We start from the raw sequence: 19,082 nt of genomic DNA on the forward strand, positions 1-19,082 counted from the left end.
AGCAGAAAGGATCAAGTCACGACTAAATGGATTGCTGTTTTTGGATAACAAGTGTAATCTGCATTTATTAAACAAAGGTATAGTAGCTGTAGCTTATTTACGGCGTTTACCATGCCAAATAGCGGATTTCGCTCCCAAAGTTTACTTAAATTTATCTGGTATGTTTTAACCTATTAATAAATAAAATCATATTAAATGATATAGACCAGATAAATCAGTAAAAAAGCCATATTTCGGGATTTAAATGAATCAACAAGAGAAACAGCACTTATTGGAATTAATTGTAAATTCCAGTGCTAAACAACAAGGTGATTTTTCACAGACCTCAGCATTGGTATGTCAACTGCTGCAAGAACACTTTGATGCCTCTTTTGTGTCTGTTTGGTTATTGACCACTGACCCTGACACTACAAAGGTAAACCATGATGAGCACTTAGTGTGTTCACACAACCTTGTGGCTAGTCAAACCGCACCGTCATTACATCATGCACCTGATTTACGTCAAACCAACACAATCACACCACAATTTTTTACCGAACTGCGTTCTCATCGATATATTTTATCAAGTGAGTCACAGCAGCAATCGATAACACATCAATTTTCTGACTATTACCAACAACATGGAATTATCACCAGTGTGGATGTGGCTATTCGTATTAATGGTCATATTGAAGGTGTATTATCGATTGAGCATTGTGAAGACACCAAATGGCTCAAATCAGCGATTCAATTTGCGATTCAGTGCGCTGACCAACTTGCGTTGACTTTAGCGACACGCCACACCTATGACAGCAATGAACAAATATACTTATTACGCAATGCGACTGAGCAATCAGAGCATGTCGTGATGCTAGTCAATACCGATACTGGGATTGTTGAGTATGTAAATAGTGCCCATGAAAAAATGACTGGGCTACCTAGAAATACCATTGAGCATCACAGTGCTAAAAATCTTGATATATTCAAAACTAATCAACTACTTTACAGCAGCATTATTAGCCAAATACGCAATAATGAGGTGGTGAAGGGCAATTTAAAGCTAAAACGTGCCGATGGCAGTGACTATTGGATGAATTATCACTTTTCACCTTTTGTAACAGAGCTAGGCAAACACTATGCGTTGGTATCAAGCTACGACAATTCAGCGGAATACTTGCACAAAGCAGAGTTAGAGCGCTTAGCCTGGCATTGTAATCTTACCGGTTTACATAACCGCAGTTATTTTATTCCGCAATTAGAGCGTGCCGTAGATGGCACGTTAATACTCATTGATTTACTGAGCTTTAAGCGTTTTAACGATACCCATGGCCATGAACAAGGTGATGCGTTGTTGGTTGAAATTGCCCGTCGCTTAAAACATTTTGCCAGCGCCGCAAATGCCATTGATGTGGCACGAATTGGTAGTGACGAATTTGCCATTTTATTACCTGAAAGCCAAGATAATAGCCACCAGGCACTATCTGATTTTGAGCAAGTGATTAAACGTTTATACTTAAGCCTTGCCGCGCCATCGATAATATCGCGAGAGAAAATTGAGCCTAAAACGGCACTCGCCGTGGTTGATATTAAATCGGTAGCGGGGTTATTTACGCCTTTATCCTGTGCTGATATCACCTTGCAACATGCTAAAAATAAGTCTGAAATGCATTATCAGTTTTTTAATGCAGACTTGTTGAGCGAATTTACCACTAACGCAGAGATTGAACGCGATTTACATCAAGCAATCCGCGGGCGTGAGTTTGAATTGTACTATCAACCGTTAATGGATTTAAAAACCAATCAATACATAGGTGCAGAGGCGTTGATCCGTTGGCACCACCCCAAAAAAGGCGTGCTTTATCCTGGTGCATTTATTGAAATTGCCGAGCAAACGGGCATGATAAATCCAATCGGTGAATGGGTACTAGAGTCAGCATGTAAGCAGCTTAATTTGTGGCAACATAAAGACGTTAATATTGCGATGCACGTAAACGTGTCTGCGAGACAGTTTTTTAGTGGCAATTTATATGAGCAAGTTTGGCGTTTAGTGACTCGTTATCGTATCAAGCCAAAAACCTTGGTGCTTGAAATCACCGAAACCGAATTAATGGGTGACATTCGCTATGCCATTAATTTGTGTCATGAATTAGCTGAACTGGGTGTGGGATTGGCGATCGATGACTTCGGTACGGGTTATAGTTCAATGAAATACTTGAAACAATTTCCCATTTCAAAGTTAAAAATAGATCGTTCCTTTATTATGGATATTTCATCGAGCCGTGAAAGCCGTGAAATTGTCAGCGCCATTATAGCGATGGCCAATGCATTGAATATTTCGCTGACCGCAGAAGGGGTTGAAACCAAAGAGCAAGAAGCGTTTTTAAGCTCAAGTGCTTGTCACCATGCCCAGGGGTATTTGTACAGTCCAGCCATTCGAGTTAACGATTTTGCGCAATTTATTGAGCACCATACTACCTGGGTACCCGTCGAGCATTAATAGGTTAACTTAGCACAGCATTGTTTAAATTTTTTACCACTTTGACAAATGCACGGCTCATTTCTTTCGGGTAATTTCGTGTGCATTTGTTTGCCCTCAGTATAAAACCAACGTCCTTGCTGCAAAACAAATCTAGACTGCTCGTATATGGCGTCTATCTGCTTGTCATCTATATACCAGGCTTTAAACGTAACTTCACCAGTAGTATCTAACTGTTTCGTGTTTATCACTTGCAAACCTAACCAATGAATATTGCCTTGGGCTAACTGTTCAATGGTTAAGCCTTGGCGGTAATCTGGATGGTGCGTCACTAGCAAATACTCAAATTGAGCGACCACAAAAGCGCAATAGCGTGAGCGCATCAGTTGCTCCGGTGATTGAGCAACCAATTGGTTTACATGCAAAGGTAAGCAACATTGTTGATAGGCTTGCTGGCTGCCACAGGGGCATAAATCAGCTGGATTAATCTTTGTCGTCATTATGGCTGGCTACTTGTGTCAGCGTGTGGCGAGCTGATAAATTGGCGGCCATAGTAAAGGTTAGGCACAGGTTTAGCATCATAATAAAATTGGGGGGTTGCGTGAGTATTTGAGTCAACGCTTATCCGCCAATGTCCATCACGGTCTTTTGCAAAAATGGTCACAAACTTACCAGCAAATTCACTAACAGGCTCGCCTGAATCAGCACCCGGGTGAAAACGCACTAAATAATAGCCTACGTCGGTTGCGGTATTTTTATCTATGTGACGCACAACAACCCTAAAGTCGACTTCAAGTTTGGCTTGCTTACGTTTAATTTTGTCAAAAAAACGCGTATACAAACTGACAATATTCGCTTTACCGTTGATAATGCCTTTATCTTGGGTTTCTGAAATATATACCGCATCTTCAGTATAAATTTGTTCTATGCTGGATAGGTCTAAATGTTCAAATGCATCGGCTAATTGGGTAAAATTAGCGTTTAAGGTTTTATGAGGGACGGTTTCTGCTGCGACAGCGTTTAACGTGGTAATGCATAGCCCTAAGGCCAGTAAAGCCCCAGTAATTCTTAGTGTATTCAACCGGATCAATATTTTCTTCAATGAGTGTTTCTCTTTTTTATAATAGGTAAAACAAACTACAGTAATGCGTTACCGTTTTCATCACTATAAATTATCCAATGATTTTGCCAAAGCGCATAATCTTTACAAAGTATGTAGGAGGTAAACCATGTCGTTAAAAGAAGATGATTTATTTTTACAAGAAATGGCAGACGTCACCCCCTTAAAGTCAGAGCGTCAAAGCATCGCTGCGCAGACATGGTCAAACCCAGTTAGTGTAACAGAGGCTCAATTGGCAAAGCGAGCCGCGGCCGAGCAACACGAATTGTTACAGTTATTGCCGACTGATCCGCATTTAATTCATCCTTTGCAGCCAGATGACATGGTCAGTTATAAAATCGACGGTATTCAAGACGAAGTATTTAAACAATTAAGGTTGGGCAAGTACCCGATTAAAACGGTGTTAGATCTCCATGAATATCGGCTGCATCAGGCGCGCGACAGCATGATTAATTGCCTATTGAGTGCCTATGAACGTGGTGAGCGCAATGTGTTAATCATTCATGGCAAAGGTTATAAAAGTAAACCGTATCCAGCATTGATGAAATCAGCCGTGTGTCACTGGTTACAACAAATTGAACCTGTTACCGCTTATCACTCTGCTACACGTAATCAAGGTGGTGTGGGGGCTGTATTTGTGATGTTGAAGAAGTCTCAACAAAAGAAACTTGAAAACAGTGAGTTGAATCGAAAAGGCAGTGGCTTTAGATAAAAAAGTGGCGCTTTTGAGCGCCACTTTGTTGATTTACTTCTGCATCACACTCAAGTATGAGCCGAGTAGTTAATCTCGGTTTATCTCAGTATTACCAACCACATTGGCGGTTAGCCTCGTTGTTTTGCTCATCAAGCCACACTTGTAATGGCGCAAAGTAATCTAATACTGCTTTGGCGTCCATTTGCTTAGTGCCTGTGACAACATTAAGGGCTTCAGGCCAGGGTTGACTCGCACCCATTTCAAGCATTTCATTCAACTTAGCGCCAGCAGCTTTGTTTCCATAAATACTGCAACGATGAACAGGGCCGGTATCGCCAGCAATATCACACAAAGCTTTGTGGAATTGGAACTGCAAGACATGGGCTAAAAAGTAACGTGTGTACGGTACATTTCCTGGAACATGGTATTTAGCGCCGGGATCAAAATCAGCTTCTGTGCGCGCAATAGGGGCTTTTACGCCTTGGTATTTTTCACGTAAATCCCACCAGGCTTGGTTGTACTGCTCTGGCTTAATGGTGCCGTTAAACACCTGCCAACGCCATTGGTCAATCATTAAACCAAACGGCATAAATGCAATTTTATCTAGAGCTTGACGTAAGAGTAAACCGATGTCTTTAGAGGCGTCAGGTACTGTGGCTAACAAGCCAATCTTTTGTAAATACTTAGGCGTAATTGACAATGCAATGGTGTCACCAATGGCTTCATGGAAACCATCGTTGGCCGAATTTTTAAAGATAAACGGCTGATTTTTATAAGCGCGTTGATAGAAGTTATGCCCTAACTCATGGTGAATGACGGTAAAGTCTTCAGCGCTTTTTTGAATACACATTTTTATGCGAATATCATCGAGGTTGTCCAAATCCCATGCTGATGCGTGGCATACCACATCGCGGTCTTGCGGTTGAACAAACAATGAACGACGCCAAAAGCTTTCTGGTAGCTCGTCAAATCCTAACGAAGTGAAAAAACCTTCAGCTTGTTCCACCATTTTAATTTCATCATAGTCATTTTGGGCCAATAACTCAGTGACGTTATAACCCGGATCGGCATTTTCGGGTGCAACACTGTTATATATGGTGCCCCATTGTTGTGCCCACATATTACCAAGTAAATGAGCTGGAATAGGGCCTGTTTTAGGAGCAACGTCATCACCGTATTGTTCGTTCAATTCACCACGTACATAACAGTGCAATGAGTCATACAGTGGTTTGATTTGATCCCATAAACGGTCCAGTTCTGCAGAAAACTCGTCAGGCTTCATGTCATATTGGCTACGCCAAAGTTCAGACAAGTCTGTGTAACCCAGATCTTTAGCGCCTTCATTGGCGAGTTCAACTTCACGTTCAAATAATGGTCGCATTGGCTTGGCGATTTCGCGCCAACCTTGCCATGCTTCAAGTAACACAGCAGGGTCTTTCGACTCAGCCATTAAATTAGATAATTCAGGTTGAGTTAAACAGCGACCATCAGCAAAGCAATACTTACCTTTACCGTATAAACCGTTTAACTTTGAAGCAATACTGGCTAACTCTGCGTTTTTGGCAGGGTCGAGCGGAGCAGGTAACACCAGGCTACTGCGAAGGCTATTGAGCTTTCTGCTGTTAACCGCATCGAGTGCGACATCAGCATACTTTGCCGCTTCAGTAGCATAACGCACAGATGTTGAGGTGATTTTTTCGCCCATGGCGGCAGACAATGCTGCAGTATCATCAGTAATGAAATTTGAGTAAATCCACTCCGCGCGATTGGCTTCAACAGATAACGCAGCTAAGTCGGCTTCAGCTTGATTAATAAAGGTAATCGCTGCAGCACTGTCAATTTTTGGTTCACTTGCTACTTGCGGTTGATCTGCTGTTGACGTGTTAACAGTTTCTTGGGCGTCATTACAGGCACTCAGACCTAACACGAGTGACACGATGAGTGCAATTTGAGACGGTTGTTTTAAAGGGAAGTTCATTTATTGGCATCCTTGTTTTTCTTATCGACGTTAGTTTACCCAAAAATGATCAACATTGCATAATAGTGACCAATTTGTTGCAGTTATTGCAGTTTATCTTCTTTACTCAACACAAAAATTCCAACAATTTCGATTGACATCTGTGCGCTCAATGATTAATTTAAACGGGTGTTTAAATTAACTTGGGTCATGGGATGGCAAGCCGTACTGATACAAAAACAAGAATACTCGATGCAGCTGAAAAGTTGTTTGCTGAGAGAGGTTTTTCTGAAACTTCGTTACGACTGATCACCAGTAAAGCTGAAGTGAATTTAGCATCAGTCAATTACCATTTTGGTTCGAAAAAAGAATTAATCCGTGCAGTATTAGCAAGATACTTAGATGTGTTTATGCCAAACGCTGCCATAGAGATTAAACGTTTACACAATGCACCTGAAGATGCATCACTAAACGAAATATTTTCTGCTTTAATTAAACCGTTATTAGAACTGAATAAAGTGCGTAATGGCGGCACGATCATCTTTTTACAGTTGTTAGGTCGAGGCTACATTGAAAGCCAGGGCCATTTACGCTGGTTTATTACCACGCATTATGGTGAACATTTAGCTACATTCGTGAAAGCGGTTGTCGCAAGTGCGCCACATATTCCGCCAGCAGAAATGTTTTGGCGTTTGCATTTCACTCTGGGGACTATCGTGTTCACTATGGCTTCAGCAGACGCGTTAAATGAAATTGCAGCAGCCGATTATGGTGAGCACAACAACACTGAAGCAATTATTCGTAAAGTTATTCCATACATGGCGGCCGGTGTGGCTGTCCCTGTGCTAAACAATTAAGAAGGTATAAAATGAGTATCGTCATACTGTTACTTATAGTAATCATTGTCCTCTTTGGTGTACGTAACATCAGGATGCAGTTTATTACACGTCCTGTGTTTACGTTCTTCAAAAAAGTATTGCCGCCTTTGTCGACTACCGAGAAAGAAGCAATGGAAGCGGGCGATGTGTGGTGGGAAGGTGAGCTATTCCGTGGTAAGCCAAATTGGAATACTTTACATGGTTACGGCAAACCAACATTAACGGCTGAAGAACAAGACTTTATCGATAATCAAGTTCAAACAGCCTTAACCATGATCGATGATTTTGACATTGTTCATAATCGCAAAGATTTGCCGCCAGAGTTGTGGCAATACTTTAAAGAACAAGGATTCTTTGCCTTAATTATTCCTAAAAAATACGGTGGTCGAGAGTTCTCTGCTTATGCAAACTCGACCATTGTGGCCAAAATTGCCACGCGCAGCGTTAGTGCAGCAGTAACGGTAATGGTGCCTAACTCTTTAGGCCCTGGTGAGTTATTAACTCATTATGGTACTCAAGAGCAAAAAGAGCGTTGGTTACCGTCTCTTGCTGTGGGTAAAGACATTCCATGTTTTGCATTAACGGGTCCTGAAGCGGGCAGTGATGCAGGCGCAATCCCTGATTTGGGTATTGTGTGTCGTCGTGAGTTTGAAGGTGAAGAAACATTAGGTTTAAGCTTAACGTGGAACAAACGTTATATAACCCTTGCACCTGTTGCGACGGTATTAGGCTTAGCGTTCCAAATGCGTGACCCTGATGGTTTATTAGGTGATGTAAAAAATCTAGGTATTACCTGTGCTTTAATCCCAACCGATCATGAAGGCGTAGAAATTGGCCGTCGTCATAACCCATTAATGATGGCGTTTATGAACGGTACTACTAGCGGTGAAGATGTGTTTATCCCGTTAGACTGGATTATTGGTGGCCCTCAATATGCCGGTAAAGGCTGGCGTATGCTGGTTGAATGTTTGTCAGCGGGACGTGGTATTTCATTACCTGCACTTGCTACAGCATCTGGCCATGTGTCGACTAAAACCACCACAGCTTATAGCTATGTTCGTCAGCAGTTTGGTATGCCTATTGGTAATTTTGAAGGCGTACAAGAAGCCATGGCACGTATTATTGCCAATACCTATCAGCTTGAAGCCGCACGTCGTTTAACCACACAAGGTATCGATTTAAAAGTGAAGCCTTCGGTTGTGACTGCAATTGCTAAGTACCACATGACCGAGTTAGGCCGTGACGTGCTTGAAGATGCAATGGATATTCAGTCAGGTAAGGGGATTCAATTAGGGCCTAAAAACTATCTAGGTCATGCATTTATGGCTAACCCAATCTCTATTACGGTTGAGGGTGCAAACATTCTAACCCGTTCATTGATGATTTTTGGTCAAGGTGCAACACGTTGTCATCCGTATGTATTGGCTGAAATGGAAGCCGCTGCGATGGAAGATGAAACATCGGCACTCGATCGTTTCGATTCATTACTGCTGGGCCATATGGGATATGCCATTGGTAATGCTTTACGTTCATTGGGCAGTGCGTTAACCGGCAGTCGTTTTGCTAGTGCGCCAGTGAGTGGTCCCACTCAGCAATATTACCGCGACATGACGCGTATTTCGTCTGCACTTGCTATTATGACTGACTTATCAATGTTGATTATGGGTGGCGATCTTAAGCGTAAAGAAATGATTTCTGCACGTATGGGTGATGTATTAAGCCAATTATACCTTGCTTCAGCGACACTGAAATTGTTTGAAGACAATGGCCGTCAACAAGATGATTTACCGGCAGTGCATTACGCTATGACTGAGCGTTTACACTTAGCAGCAAAAGCACTAGAAGACGCTATTCGTAACTTCCCAAGTAAAATTGCTGGCGTATTATTACGTGTGTTGATTTTCCCACTGGGTAATCATTTTAATGCACCAAGCGACAAGTCAGCCGTTGATGTGTGTAAAGGCATGCTTAAACCTGGGCCTGCTCGTAATCGAATTACGTTCTTGTGTGGCGAGTTTGAGGGTGACACTAGTGGTATTGCGGAAGTTGAAAATGCATTCTTAGCAAAATATGCCGCTAAAGATCTGTATAAAAAACTGAAAAAAGCACAACGCAGTGGTCACTTAAAATCTAAGTTACCCATGCTTGAGTTGTTTGATGTTGCGCTTGAAAAAGACATCATTACCCAAGCTGAACATCAGCAACTACTAGAAGCAGATGAGTTACGCTTGGCAGCAATCAATGTTAATGACTTTGAAAAGCTGTAAATGATGTAACATCGTGTGGTAAACATTAAGCCCTGACTCAGTCGGGGCTTTTTTTTTGCCGCTATCCGGTGAATCATAAAACACGGCATTAATACCAATTCCACTAATTATCTGGTCATTCAGCGGGAATTCTGTGCCTTCTAGGCAAGTAATAGGATTGAAGACATAGTTGCTCTCGGCAACTGCTCCTGCGTTGCTCTACCTCCTGCATCCATGCAGTCGTACGTCAAAATGCTATTAAGCAGCATAGAAGGCACAGAAACCCGCCTTGCAGGAGACACTCAGACCGTTCATTTCTTTGTTGCATTGTCTTAGAAGGGAATAACCATTATTTCAACAATGCGCCTCAAACTGAACAATCTGAGTGACTCTGATTGGTCACATAATTAATGAAAATGGTATAACATTTTATTAATGGTTTATATTCTTCACTGAAGTGATTAACGGCGGCTATTGAGTCATATTCATTAGGCGAGGACAATGAACCGAGTGACAGAGATTACCGAATGAGTTACGCGAATTGACTGTATTGTAAAACAGCTTGGGTACGTTACTGGATGACGACAGAGTCTAGTGTTAGTTGATTAAGGGCAATAAAAAAGCCAACCGCGAGGTTGGCTTTTTTTTAGACCCACAGACTCGCGAGTAAACGCTCTGTGTGGTTCGTAATGAGCTTATTAAGCTACAACAAGTACTTTACAAGTGTTAGTGCCGCCGATGGTTTCCATCGCGTCGCCTTTCGTCATCAGTACCATGTCGCCGCTGGATAAGTAACCCGCTTCAACCATGCAGTTTAGCGCTTCTTTAGCTAGCTCATCAGCTGGGTATGCTGTTGAGTCAAACTTAATAGGTTGTACACCACGGTAAAGCGCCATGCTGGCTAAAGTCTTTTGGTGACGTGATAGAGCAAAAATCGGTAAGCTAGAGCTGATACGTGACATTAATTTAGCTGTCGCGCCAGATTCAGTTAACGAGATAATTGCTTTTACGCCAGCTAAGTGGTTAGCGGCATACATAGTCGATAACGCAATGGTTTCCTCAACAGAAGAGAAGCTTTGATCCATACGGTGTTTAGACACTTTCACACTAGGGTGTGATTCTGCACCTAAACATACGTTAGCCATCGCCATGACGGTTTCTTCTGGGAAGTCACCTGCAGCTGTTTCTGCTGATAACATTACCGCGTCAGTGCCGTCTAATACAGCGTTAGCCACGTCCATTACTTCAGCGCGAGTTGGCATTGGGCTAGTGATCATTGACTCCATCATTTGGGTCGCAGTGATCACCGCTTTGTTTAACTGGCGTGAACGTTGAATTAAACGCTTTTGTACTGCAACTAGGGCAGCATCACCAATTTCAACACCTAAGTCACCACGTGCAACCATCACAACGTCTGATGCTTTAATCACATCATCCATTGCTTCGTCTGTTTCAACGGCTTCAGCACGTTCAACTTTAGCGACGATTAATGCGTTGCTACCTGCTTCTACAGCAAGCTTACGTGCAAGGTCTAAATCAGCACCTGTACGTGGGAATGATACAGCTAAGTAATCAACATCAATCATTGCAGCCGTTTTAATGTCTGCCATGTCTTTTTCTGTTAACGCAGGAGCAGTTAAGCCACCGCCTTTTTTGTTGATACCTTTGTTATTAGACAAAGGACCCGCAACAGTCACAGTGGTAAACACTTTACGGCCTTCAACACGTTCTACACGTAATTGAACACGACCATCATCAAGCATTAAGATATCACCAATCACCACATCATCTGGTAATTGCTTGTAATCAATACCTACTTGGTTTTCATCGCCTTCACCTTTTGCTAGTTCAGCGTCAAGGGTGAATGCGTCACCTAAGTTAAGCATGATTTTTTTGTTATCTTTAAAAGTAGAAATACGAATTTTTGGGCCTTGTAAGTCACCTAAAATGGCAACATGCTTACCCAATTCTTTCGCGATGTTACGTGCATCAGTAGCACGTTTTAAATGATCTTCTGGTGAACCATGTGAGAAGTTAAGTCTAACCACGTTAGCGCCGGCTGCGATAATTTTACGTAAATTATCATCGCGGTCAGTTGCTGGTCCAAGTGTTGTAACGATTTTAGTTCTGCGGAACATGAGATACTCCGTTAAAATGAAAAGAAAGATTTTTGTTAAATAGAATTTGGTTATTAAAGTAGCTTAGTAATCTTAGTACTTAAATGATGCATATATATTAACAGACATTCTTAATTAATGTAGTAAAGTTACAAACAAAAACACGTTTTTTAGTGTGTAATTTATGTGACAGATAAGTGATTTTTACAATAAAAAAAGCCTGCCGGGGTTAACCGACAGGCCTTAATAGATTTTTGCTGCTATTTATAGCCGTTAAATGTGATGATCGAATACATCGTCTAAGTGTAATAATTTAACAGCTTTTACGTACCTTTAGCGCTTATATGGTTAAATCTTTGTTAATACGAGATTCTTTTAGCACTTCTTTTACGCGTTTTAAATTGTCACGGAAACGCGGGCCTCGGCGTAGTGTAAAGCCTGTTGCTAACACATCGATTGTCACTAACTGGGCTAAACGTGATGCCATGGGTAAGTACATGTCGGTATCTTCAGGCACTTCCATGGTGACAGGTAGTGTACACTCAAGTGACAATGGCGAGTTACGTGCGGTAATACCAATCACTGCTGCGCCATTTTCTCGGGCAATACGGGCAATTTCAATTAATGATTTGGTGCGACCTGTGTGCGAAATAAGCACCACAACGTCACCTTCGTTACAATTAATACAACTCATGCGTTGCATTAACACATCATCGAAACAAATCACCGGTACATTGAAACGGAAGAATTTATTTTGAGCATCGTGAGCAACGGCAGAGGAAGCTCCTAGTCCAAAAAACGAAATTGTTTTGGCTTGGGTCAATACATCAACCGCTTTATTGATAGCCGCTGTATCGAGACTTTGACGTGCGGTATCGAGTGATGCCATTGAAGATTCGAAGATTTTTGTTGTATATGAATCAGGTGAGTCATCTTCTTCAACATGTCGACTAACATAAGGTGTGCCGTTAGCAAGACTTTGAGCCAAATGTAACTTAAAATCAGGAAAGCCCTTGGTATCAAGTCGACGACAAAAGCGGTTAACGGTAGGTTCACTCACATCAGCCATCTTGGCTAAAGTCGCGATACTAGAGTGTATAGCTGTTTGCGGTGAGGCTAATATGACTTCGGCAACTTTTCGTTCCGATTTACTAAATTGGGTAAGGCTTTTTTGAACCTTTTCTAGGGTATTCATATGCAAGCATCCGCTTATAGTAGCTAGTTGAGTAGGGAATGTAAGTTTTATACCATAACTTACAGGAATTTCGTGATTTAAGTTATTTTTTTACCTTTTACACGATCCTGTTGTTATTTTTCAAGACATAGATCACGGTTAAATGGTTGCTAGGCCTCTTTATAGGCTGAAAATCATACCAGATATTAGGCATGGATGACTAGGTAGTTGATGATGCAAAATTTGTAAATTAAAGATGCAAAAATTAGATTCTGTTGTTATATTACAACAAAAGTGTGTTTTTATTCATCGACCGAATTCGAACATGGCGCACACACATAATCAGGAGAGCTTTCAGCAATGGGCAAATCAATTGGAGCCAAGGCTTGTGACTTCGTACTTTTTGGTACAAAAGGCGACTTAGCTAGGCGTAAATTATTACCTTCTTTATATCAGCTAGACAAAGCAGAATTACTCGATAAAGAAACTAAGGTCATTGGTGTTGCAAAAGATGCATTCACTCATGATGAATTCATCGCCCTAGTCACAAAAGCATTAAAGACGTTTGTTAAAGATGAAATTTGCCCAACTACGCTAGAACGCTTCCTGAGTCGTTGTCATTATATCGGTACCAATTTTACCGATCCAGAAGGTTATAAAGCCTTCCATGATTTACTTGAACCAAGTAAACGCGTCATGGTGAACTACTTCGCGACTCCCCCTTCAATTTTTGGCGCTATTTGTCGTTGTTTACACGAGCAAAACCTGATCCAATCTGACACCCGTGTGGTACTCGAAAAACCCATTGGTACCGATTTAGAATCATCACACGTGATTAACGATCAAGTGGCCGAGTTCTTTAACGAAAACCAGGTTTACCGTATTGACCATTACTTAGGTAAAGAAACCGTACAAAACCTGATTGCGCTGCGTTTTGCTAACTCGTTATTTGCTTCTAAGTGGGACAACCGGACTATTGATCATGTCCAAATTACCGTTGCTGAAGAAGTGGGTATTGAAGGCCGTTGGGGTTACTTTGATGGCGCTGGCCAGATGCGCGACATGATCCAAAACCATTTACTACAAGTGTTAACGCTTGTGGCAATGGACCCACCAGTTAATCTAGACGCTGACAGCATTCGTGATGAAAAAGTAAAAGTGCTTAAGTCATTGCGCCCAATTAACCAGGACAACGTGTACGAGAATACCGTGCGTGGTCAATACAGTGCAGGCTTCTTAAAAGGCTCACCCGTTCCTGGATATCTTGAAGAAGAAGACGCCAACACCAATTCAAACACCGAAACCTTTGTGGCATTGCGTGTTGATATTGATAACTGGCGTTGGGCTGGCGTGCCGTTCTATTTACGCAGCGGTAAGCGTATGCCGTTCAAGAGTAGCGAAATTGTGGTGTACTTTAAAAACCCACCACACAACTTATATCGTGCCAGCTATCGTAATCTGCCACCTAACAAGTTAACCATCCGTTTGCAGCCGCATGAAGGGGTTGAAATCCAGATGATGAACAAGGTGCCGGGTCTTGAGCAAAAGCAACGCCTGCAAACCACTAAGCTAGACTTAAGCTTTACCGATACCTTTAAAAATGAGCGTATTGCCGATGCTTATGAGCGTTTATTACTCGAAGCCATGTTAGGTAACCAAGCCTTGTTTGTACGTCGTGACGAAGTTGAGCAAGCATGGACTTGGGTTGACGGAATTATCCAGTCTTGGGAACAAAGCGGCGAAAAGCCAAAGCCATACCCAGCCGGTACTTGGGGACCTGTCGCATCAGTGGCGTTAATCACTAAAGACGGCCGTTCTTGGGACGAGTAGGGAGCAAACATGATCAAAGAAACCGTATTTAAATCATTTGATACACCCGCGGACTTAGAAGCTAAGTTAGCCGACAAAATTGCACAGCAATTGCAAGACGCGGTTGATACTCGTGGTAAAGCCAGTTTAGTGGTGTCGGGTGGTTCAACACCACTTAAACTATTCAAGCTATTAAGCCAAAAGCTGGTTGACTGGAGTGATGTTTATATCACGTTGGCTGACGAGCGTTGGGTCAATGCAGATGAGCAAGATTCAAACGAAAGATTAGTGCGCGAACATTTATTGCAAAACCGTGCCGCCAGCGCCAAATTTCGTGGTCTTAAAAATATGTTTGCTACACCAGAAGCGGGCTGTGACATGACCAGCGAGTCATTGGCTAACTTTCCACGTCCGTTTGATGTGGTCGTGCTCGGTATGGGTACAGACGGTCACACATGCTCTTGGTTTCCGTGCAGCGCAGAGCTCGACAATGCACTGACCACTAAAGATTTATGTGCTGCTGTTAATCCGACAACAGCCCCACATGCTCGTATTACGTTATCTAAAGATGCCATTTTAAATAGTCGTCAGATTTATTTGCATCTTGTCGGAGAGTCAAAATTAACTGTATATCATCAAGCACTTGAAAACGATGATGTTACCCAAATGCCCATTAGAGCCGTATTAGCGCAGCGTAAAACGCCCGTTGATGTGTTCTATAGCGCGTAAGGAGTTTTACCATGCATTCAGTAGTACAAGCCGTCACCGATAGAATCATTGCACGCAGCCAACAGTCGCGTTCAAGCTATTTATCAGCGCTAAACGATGCTAAAGCTCAAGGCGTTCACCGTAGCGCATTAAGCTGTGGCAACCTTGCCCATGGTTTTGCAGCCTGTCAGCCAGTTGAAAAAGATTCACTGCGTCAATTGACCAAGGCTAACATTGGTATTGTGACCGCATTTAACGACATGTTATCTGCGCACCAACCTTATGAAACCTACCCAAACATGCTTAAGCAAGCCTGTGCTGACGTGGGCAGTGTTGCCCAGGTTGCCGCTGGCGTTCCGGCAATGTGTGACGGTGTGACTCAAGGTCAACCGGGTATGGAGCTGAGCTTACTGAGCCGCGAAGTGATTGCCATGTCGACGGCAGTGGGTTTGTCGCACAACATGTTTGATGGTGCGTTACTATTAGGTATTTGTGACAAAATCGTACCAGGTTTATTGATTGGTGCATTGAGCTTTGGTCACTTACCGATGTTATTTGTGCCAGCAGGCCCAATGAAATCGGGTATTCCAAACAAAGAAAAAGCCCGTATTCGTCAACAATTTGCCCAGGGGCAGGTTGACCGTACTGCATTACTTGAAGCTGAGTCAAAGTCATACCACAGTGCGGGTACTTGTACTTTCTACGGTACCGCTAACTCTAACCAGTTAATGCTAGAAGTGATGGGCTTACAGTTACCGGGTTCATCGTTTGTTAACCCAGACGATCCATTACGTGACGAGCTAAGTAAAATGGCCGCTAAGCAAGTGTGCCGTTTAACCTCAATGGGTACGCAATACACCCCAATTGGTGAAATCGTTAACGAAAAATCTGTGGTTAACGGTATTGTTGCATTACTCGCTACCGGCGGTTCAACGAACTTAACTATGCACATTGTGGCGATTGCACGTGCTGCTGGCATTATCGTCAACTGGGACGACTTTTCAGATTTATCTGCTGTTGTGCCGTTATTAGCCCGTGTTTACCCAAATGGTCAAGCTGATATTAACCATTTCCATGCTGCTGGCGGTATGGCGTTATTGGTTAAAGAATTACTTGATGGCGGGTTGATCCATGAAGATGTTAATACGGTTGCCGGTTACGGTTTACGTCGTTACACCCAAGAGCCTCGTTTAATCGATGGCGAGTTAAAGTGGGTTGATGGTGTCACTGAATCGTTAGACAAAGATGTATTAACGCATCTTGATACGCCTTTCCAAAGCAACGGCGGCTTAACCTTACTTAAAGGTAACTTAGGCCGCGCGGTGATTAAAGTGTCTGCAGTACCTGCAGGAAACCGAGTGATTGAAGCGCCAGCGGTTGTGATTAACGATCAAAACGAAATCGATGCCTTATTTAAGTCTGGTTCATTAGACCGTGATTGCGTTGTGGTTGTAAAAGGTCAGGGCCCTAAAGCCAATGGTATGCCTGAGCTACACAAGCTCACGCCATTTTTAGGTACCTTACAAGACAAAGGTTTCAGAGTGGCGTTGGTGACAGACGGCCGTATGTCTGGCGCATCAGGTAAAGTACCCGCTGCAATTCATTTAACGCCAGAAGCGTTAGACGGTGGCCTAATTGCTAAAGTACAAGACGGTGATTTAATTCGTGTTGATGCCACAACGGGCGAGCTATCGCTGTTAGTTGATGAAAGCGTATTAGCAAGTCGCACTGCTGGAGTTGTTGATTTACACCATTCAGCTTATGGCATGGGCCGTGAATTGTTTGGCGCACTTCGTCGCAGTTTAAGCAGCCCAGAAACAGGCGCTCGTAGCACTAGCGCGATTGATGAATTATATTAAAAATGAAGGAAGTCGGTAATATGATTGAGCCTAATAACTGGTCACTCCAACCACAAGATGTGTTTAAACGTAGCCCAGTAGTTCCGGTTATGGTAATTAACAAACTAGAACATGCGGTGCCTTTAGCTAAAGCATTGGTTGCTGGCGGTATCTGTGTATTAGAAGTGACGTTACGTACTCCTTGTGCACTTGAAGCCATTGCAAAAATTGCTAAAGAAGTGCCTGAAGCCCTTGTGGGTGCGGGCACGATTTTAAATGAAGCTCAGCTTAACCAAGCGGTTGCAGCAGGTTCGCAGTTTATTATCACTCCTGGTGCCACGGTAGATTTATTAAAAGCGGCTAAAAAGGGCACCGTGCCTTTAATTCCTGGTATTGCCAGTATTTCTGAAATCATGGTGGGAATGGAGTTAGGTTACACTCACTTCAAATTCTTCCCGGCTGAAGCTTCTGGTGGTGTAAACGCACTTAAGTCTTTCTCTGGTCCATTATCTGGCATTCGTTTTTGCCCAACAGGCGGCATCAGCCCAGCCACTTACAAAGACTACTTGGCTTTGCCAAACGTTGATTGTATCGGCGGCAGCTGGATTGCACCAACAGATGCAGTAGACAGTGAAGACTGGGATCGTATTACACAGTTATGTAAAGAAGCGCTAGCCGCGCTTTAATCAACCTTGTAATAACATCACGTTAAAAACCAGCTAATTAGCTGGTTTTTTTATAGCTTTTTGTTTTCATATAACAGCAAGTATATGGCCTGCGGCCACTGACGTCGTAGCGCTTCGCCTACACTAAAGTAAAGGTCGTAAGTTGTAACTTATGCAGGGTAGTGTAATTGTCTTCGCGGTAATGCTTTTGAGCCGGGACCCTGGTGTTAGTTTTTACGTTTTACTTATGTACTCATGGCCACTAACGTCGTGGCGCTTCCCCCACACCAGAGCAAAGGAATAAAGCGCATTCTTGTTACCCAATCAGCCTTTGCAAACCCTCAGGGGTCCGGCAACATTTTCGCTTTTTAACCAAACAACAGCAGCGAAAAAATTGCGACGGAAAATTATCGAGCTTTTGACCTCGTTTGTAGCCAGCCTCGGCACCTCTTTATGGTAAAGAATGAAAATGTTAACGCTTCAGATGGGGGGCTGATGTGAATGGATTCACAAATGTCGTGATGGCTGGTCAATGATGTTCCCGACATCATAATGACATTTACAATATCCTTATCGGTCAGATGTGCGTGAAAGGCTATGGTCAGCTCATGTATTCTTTTGTAAAAAGTCTTCAACGGCCTCAAGTTCAGAGTTGTATTTGGACTGTTGCAAGTAATGAATGTAACTCATTTATGCTCCTTTACTTGTTAGAAAAAACCAATTTAAACTTTGCTCGAGCATCGTTATTGATAGTTTATGAAAGCACCATTTTGAGGATAATCTATCTACGCTTAACATCATAAAACCTTTACGACAGGGTACTGGTTTTTTATACAGTTATAATTCATGTTTGTTAAAATTGCAGTGTTGTTTCTCGTTATGTCATTTCGAAAATTCTTTGTTTTACCTAAAGTGTAACCCTCCCTTAAAATCAGAATGTTTTAAATAGAGTTTTCCATTTACACTAAACTAAATGGAGAATCACATGAAAAGACACGTTTTACTGAAAGCCAAATTATCAACATCCTCAAAGAAGGCGAGTCTGGCGCACTGACTGTGCCAGAGTTATGTCGCAAACATAATGTGGGTCAAAGTACCTATTACAAATGGAAATCTAAATATGGTGGTATGCAAGCCTCTGATTTAACCCGTATGCGTGAATTAGAAGCCGAGAACGCCAAACTTAAAAAATAATAATTAAGACATATATGGACGCTCCCAGTGAGTCAAGGTAATACTCTGCTCACCCAAGGCTTTTTTGGGCCTTAGCTTTCTGATCTACTGCTTCACACTTATCGTTGTTTTTGATGCGACTCATTTACCGCTTAAAGCGGTTGTACTGACATATATTCGGGCTCAACAGCCAAGCTGCGCCCCTAATGAAATCCGTACCACTGCGCCTAAAAATGTGAAACACCCAT

At 42.5% G+C, this 19,082-nt stretch carries 13 protein-coding genes and 1 pseudogene; 9 read left to right on the plus strand and 5 right to left on the minus strand.

The features are described from left to right. The first annotated feature begins 244 nt into the window (after positions 1-244). A complete protein-coding gene (locus IEY42_RS04355) occupies positions 245-2,476 on the plus strand; it encodes a bifunctional diguanylate cyclase/phosphodiesterase (protein WP_188924117.1) in 2,232 nt (743 codons plus the stop codon). Here IEY42_RS04355 and IEY42_RS04360 read toward each other — a convergent pair. Together IEY42_RS04360 and IEY42_RS04365 are read right to left on the minus strand one after the other, a co-directional pair. Then, entirely contained in the window at positions 2,473-2,955 is a 483-nt protein-coding gene (locus IEY42_RS04360; protein ID WP_188924118.1) for a YchJ family protein, read from the minus strand. The two genes, IEY42_RS04355 and IEY42_RS04360, sit on opposite strands and share 4 nt — an antisense overlap. Then, a complete protein-coding gene (locus IEY42_RS04365; RefSeq protein WP_229779910.1) occupies positions 2,955-3,557 on the minus strand; it encodes a YybH family protein in 603 nt (200 codons plus the stop codon). Before IEY42_RS04365 ends, IEY42_RS04360 begins: the two co-directional genes overlap by 1 nt. Positions 3,558-3,684: 127 nt before the next feature. Here IEY42_RS04365 and smrA point away from each other — a divergent pair, with 127 nt between their 5' ends. After that, positions 3,685-4,287, plus strand: a complete 603-nt coding sequence (smrA, locus tag IEY42_RS04370; protein WP_188924119.1) for a DNA endonuclease SmrA — start codon at positions 3,685-3,687, stop codon at positions 4,285-4,287. A 91-nt stretch (positions 4,288-4,378) separates the two neighbouring features. On the opposite strand, the gene IEY42_RS04375 is transcribed toward smrA, so the two are convergent. Beyond that, entirely contained in the window at positions 4,379-6,247 is a 1,869-nt protein-coding gene (locus IEY42_RS04375; RefSeq protein ID WP_188924120.1) for a M2 family metallopeptidase, read from the minus strand. A 194-nt stretch (positions 6,248-6,441) separates the two neighbouring features. Between IEY42_RS04375 and psrA the strand changes: the two genes are divergently transcribed. After that, positions 6,442-7,083 (plus strand): TetR family transcriptional repressor PsrA, encoded by a 642-nt coding sequence (gene psrA, locus IEY42_RS04380; RefSeq protein ID WP_188924121.1) that lies wholly within the window; start codon positions 6,442-6,444, stop codon positions 7,081-7,083. A gap of 11 nt (positions 7,084-7,094) precedes the next feature. After that, complete coding sequence (locus IEY42_RS04385; protein ID WP_188920895.1) at positions 7,095-9,371, plus strand: acyl-CoA dehydrogenase; 2,277 nt, start codon at positions 7,095-7,097, stop codon at positions 9,369-9,371. Between the two features lie 677 nt (positions 9,372-10,048). On the opposite strand, the gene pyk is transcribed toward IEY42_RS04385, so the two are convergent. Together pyk and IEY42_RS04395 are read right to left on the minus strand one after the other, a co-directional pair. Further along, positions 10,049-11,488 (minus strand): pyruvate kinase, encoded by a 1,440-nt coding sequence (gene pyk / locus IEY42_RS04390; RefSeq protein ID WP_188924122.1) that lies wholly within the window; start codon positions 11,486-11,488, stop codon positions 10,049-10,051. 319 nt (positions 11,489-11,807) lie between these two features. Next, on the minus strand, positions 11,808-12,662 hold the full coding sequence (locus IEY42_RS04395) for a MurR/RpiR family transcriptional regulator (protein WP_188920898.1): 855 nt from the start codon (positions 12,660-12,662) through the stop codon (positions 11,808-11,810). A 339-nt stretch (positions 12,663-13,001) separates the two neighbouring features. Here IEY42_RS04395 and zwf point away from each other — a divergent pair, with 339 nt between their 5' ends. From zwf to IEY42_RS04420, 5 genes and pseudogenes are all read left to right on the plus strand, one after another. Continuing rightward, on the plus strand, positions 13,002-14,471 hold the full coding sequence (zwf, locus tag IEY42_RS04400; protein ID WP_188924123.1) for a glucose-6-phosphate dehydrogenase: 1,470 nt from the start codon (positions 13,002-13,004) through the stop codon (positions 14,469-14,471). Positions 14,472-14,480: 9 nt separating this feature from the next. Next, positions 14,481-15,179, plus strand: coding sequence for a 6-phosphogluconolactonase (gene pgl, locus IEY42_RS04405; RefSeq protein ID WP_188924124.1), 699 nt, complete (start codon positions 14,481-14,483; stop codon positions 15,177-15,179). Positions 15,180-15,190: 11 nt separating this feature from the next. Further along, positions 15,191-17,017, plus strand: a complete 1,827-nt coding sequence (gene edd / locus IEY42_RS04410) for a phosphogluconate dehydratase (RefSeq protein ID WP_188924125.1) — start codon at positions 15,191-15,193, stop codon at positions 17,015-17,017. Between the two features lie 20 nt (positions 17,018-17,037). Next, on the plus strand, positions 17,038-17,682 hold the full coding sequence (locus IEY42_RS04415; protein WP_188924126.1) for a bifunctional 4-hydroxy-2-oxoglutarate aldolase/2-dehydro-3-deoxy-phosphogluconate aldolase: 645 nt from the start codon (positions 17,038-17,040) through the stop codon (positions 17,680-17,682). Positions 17,683-18,618: 936 nt separating this feature from the next. After that, positions 18,619-18,852: pseudogene (locus tag IEY42_RS04420) on the plus strand (transposase); the annotation flags it as partial. Positions 18,853-19,082: the final 230 nt, after the last annotated feature.

The organism is Shewanella algicola (genome assembly GCF_014648035.1).
GTDB classification, from domain to species: Bacteria; Pseudomonadota; Gammaproteobacteria; order Enterobacterales; family Shewanellaceae; genus Shewanella; species Shewanella algicola.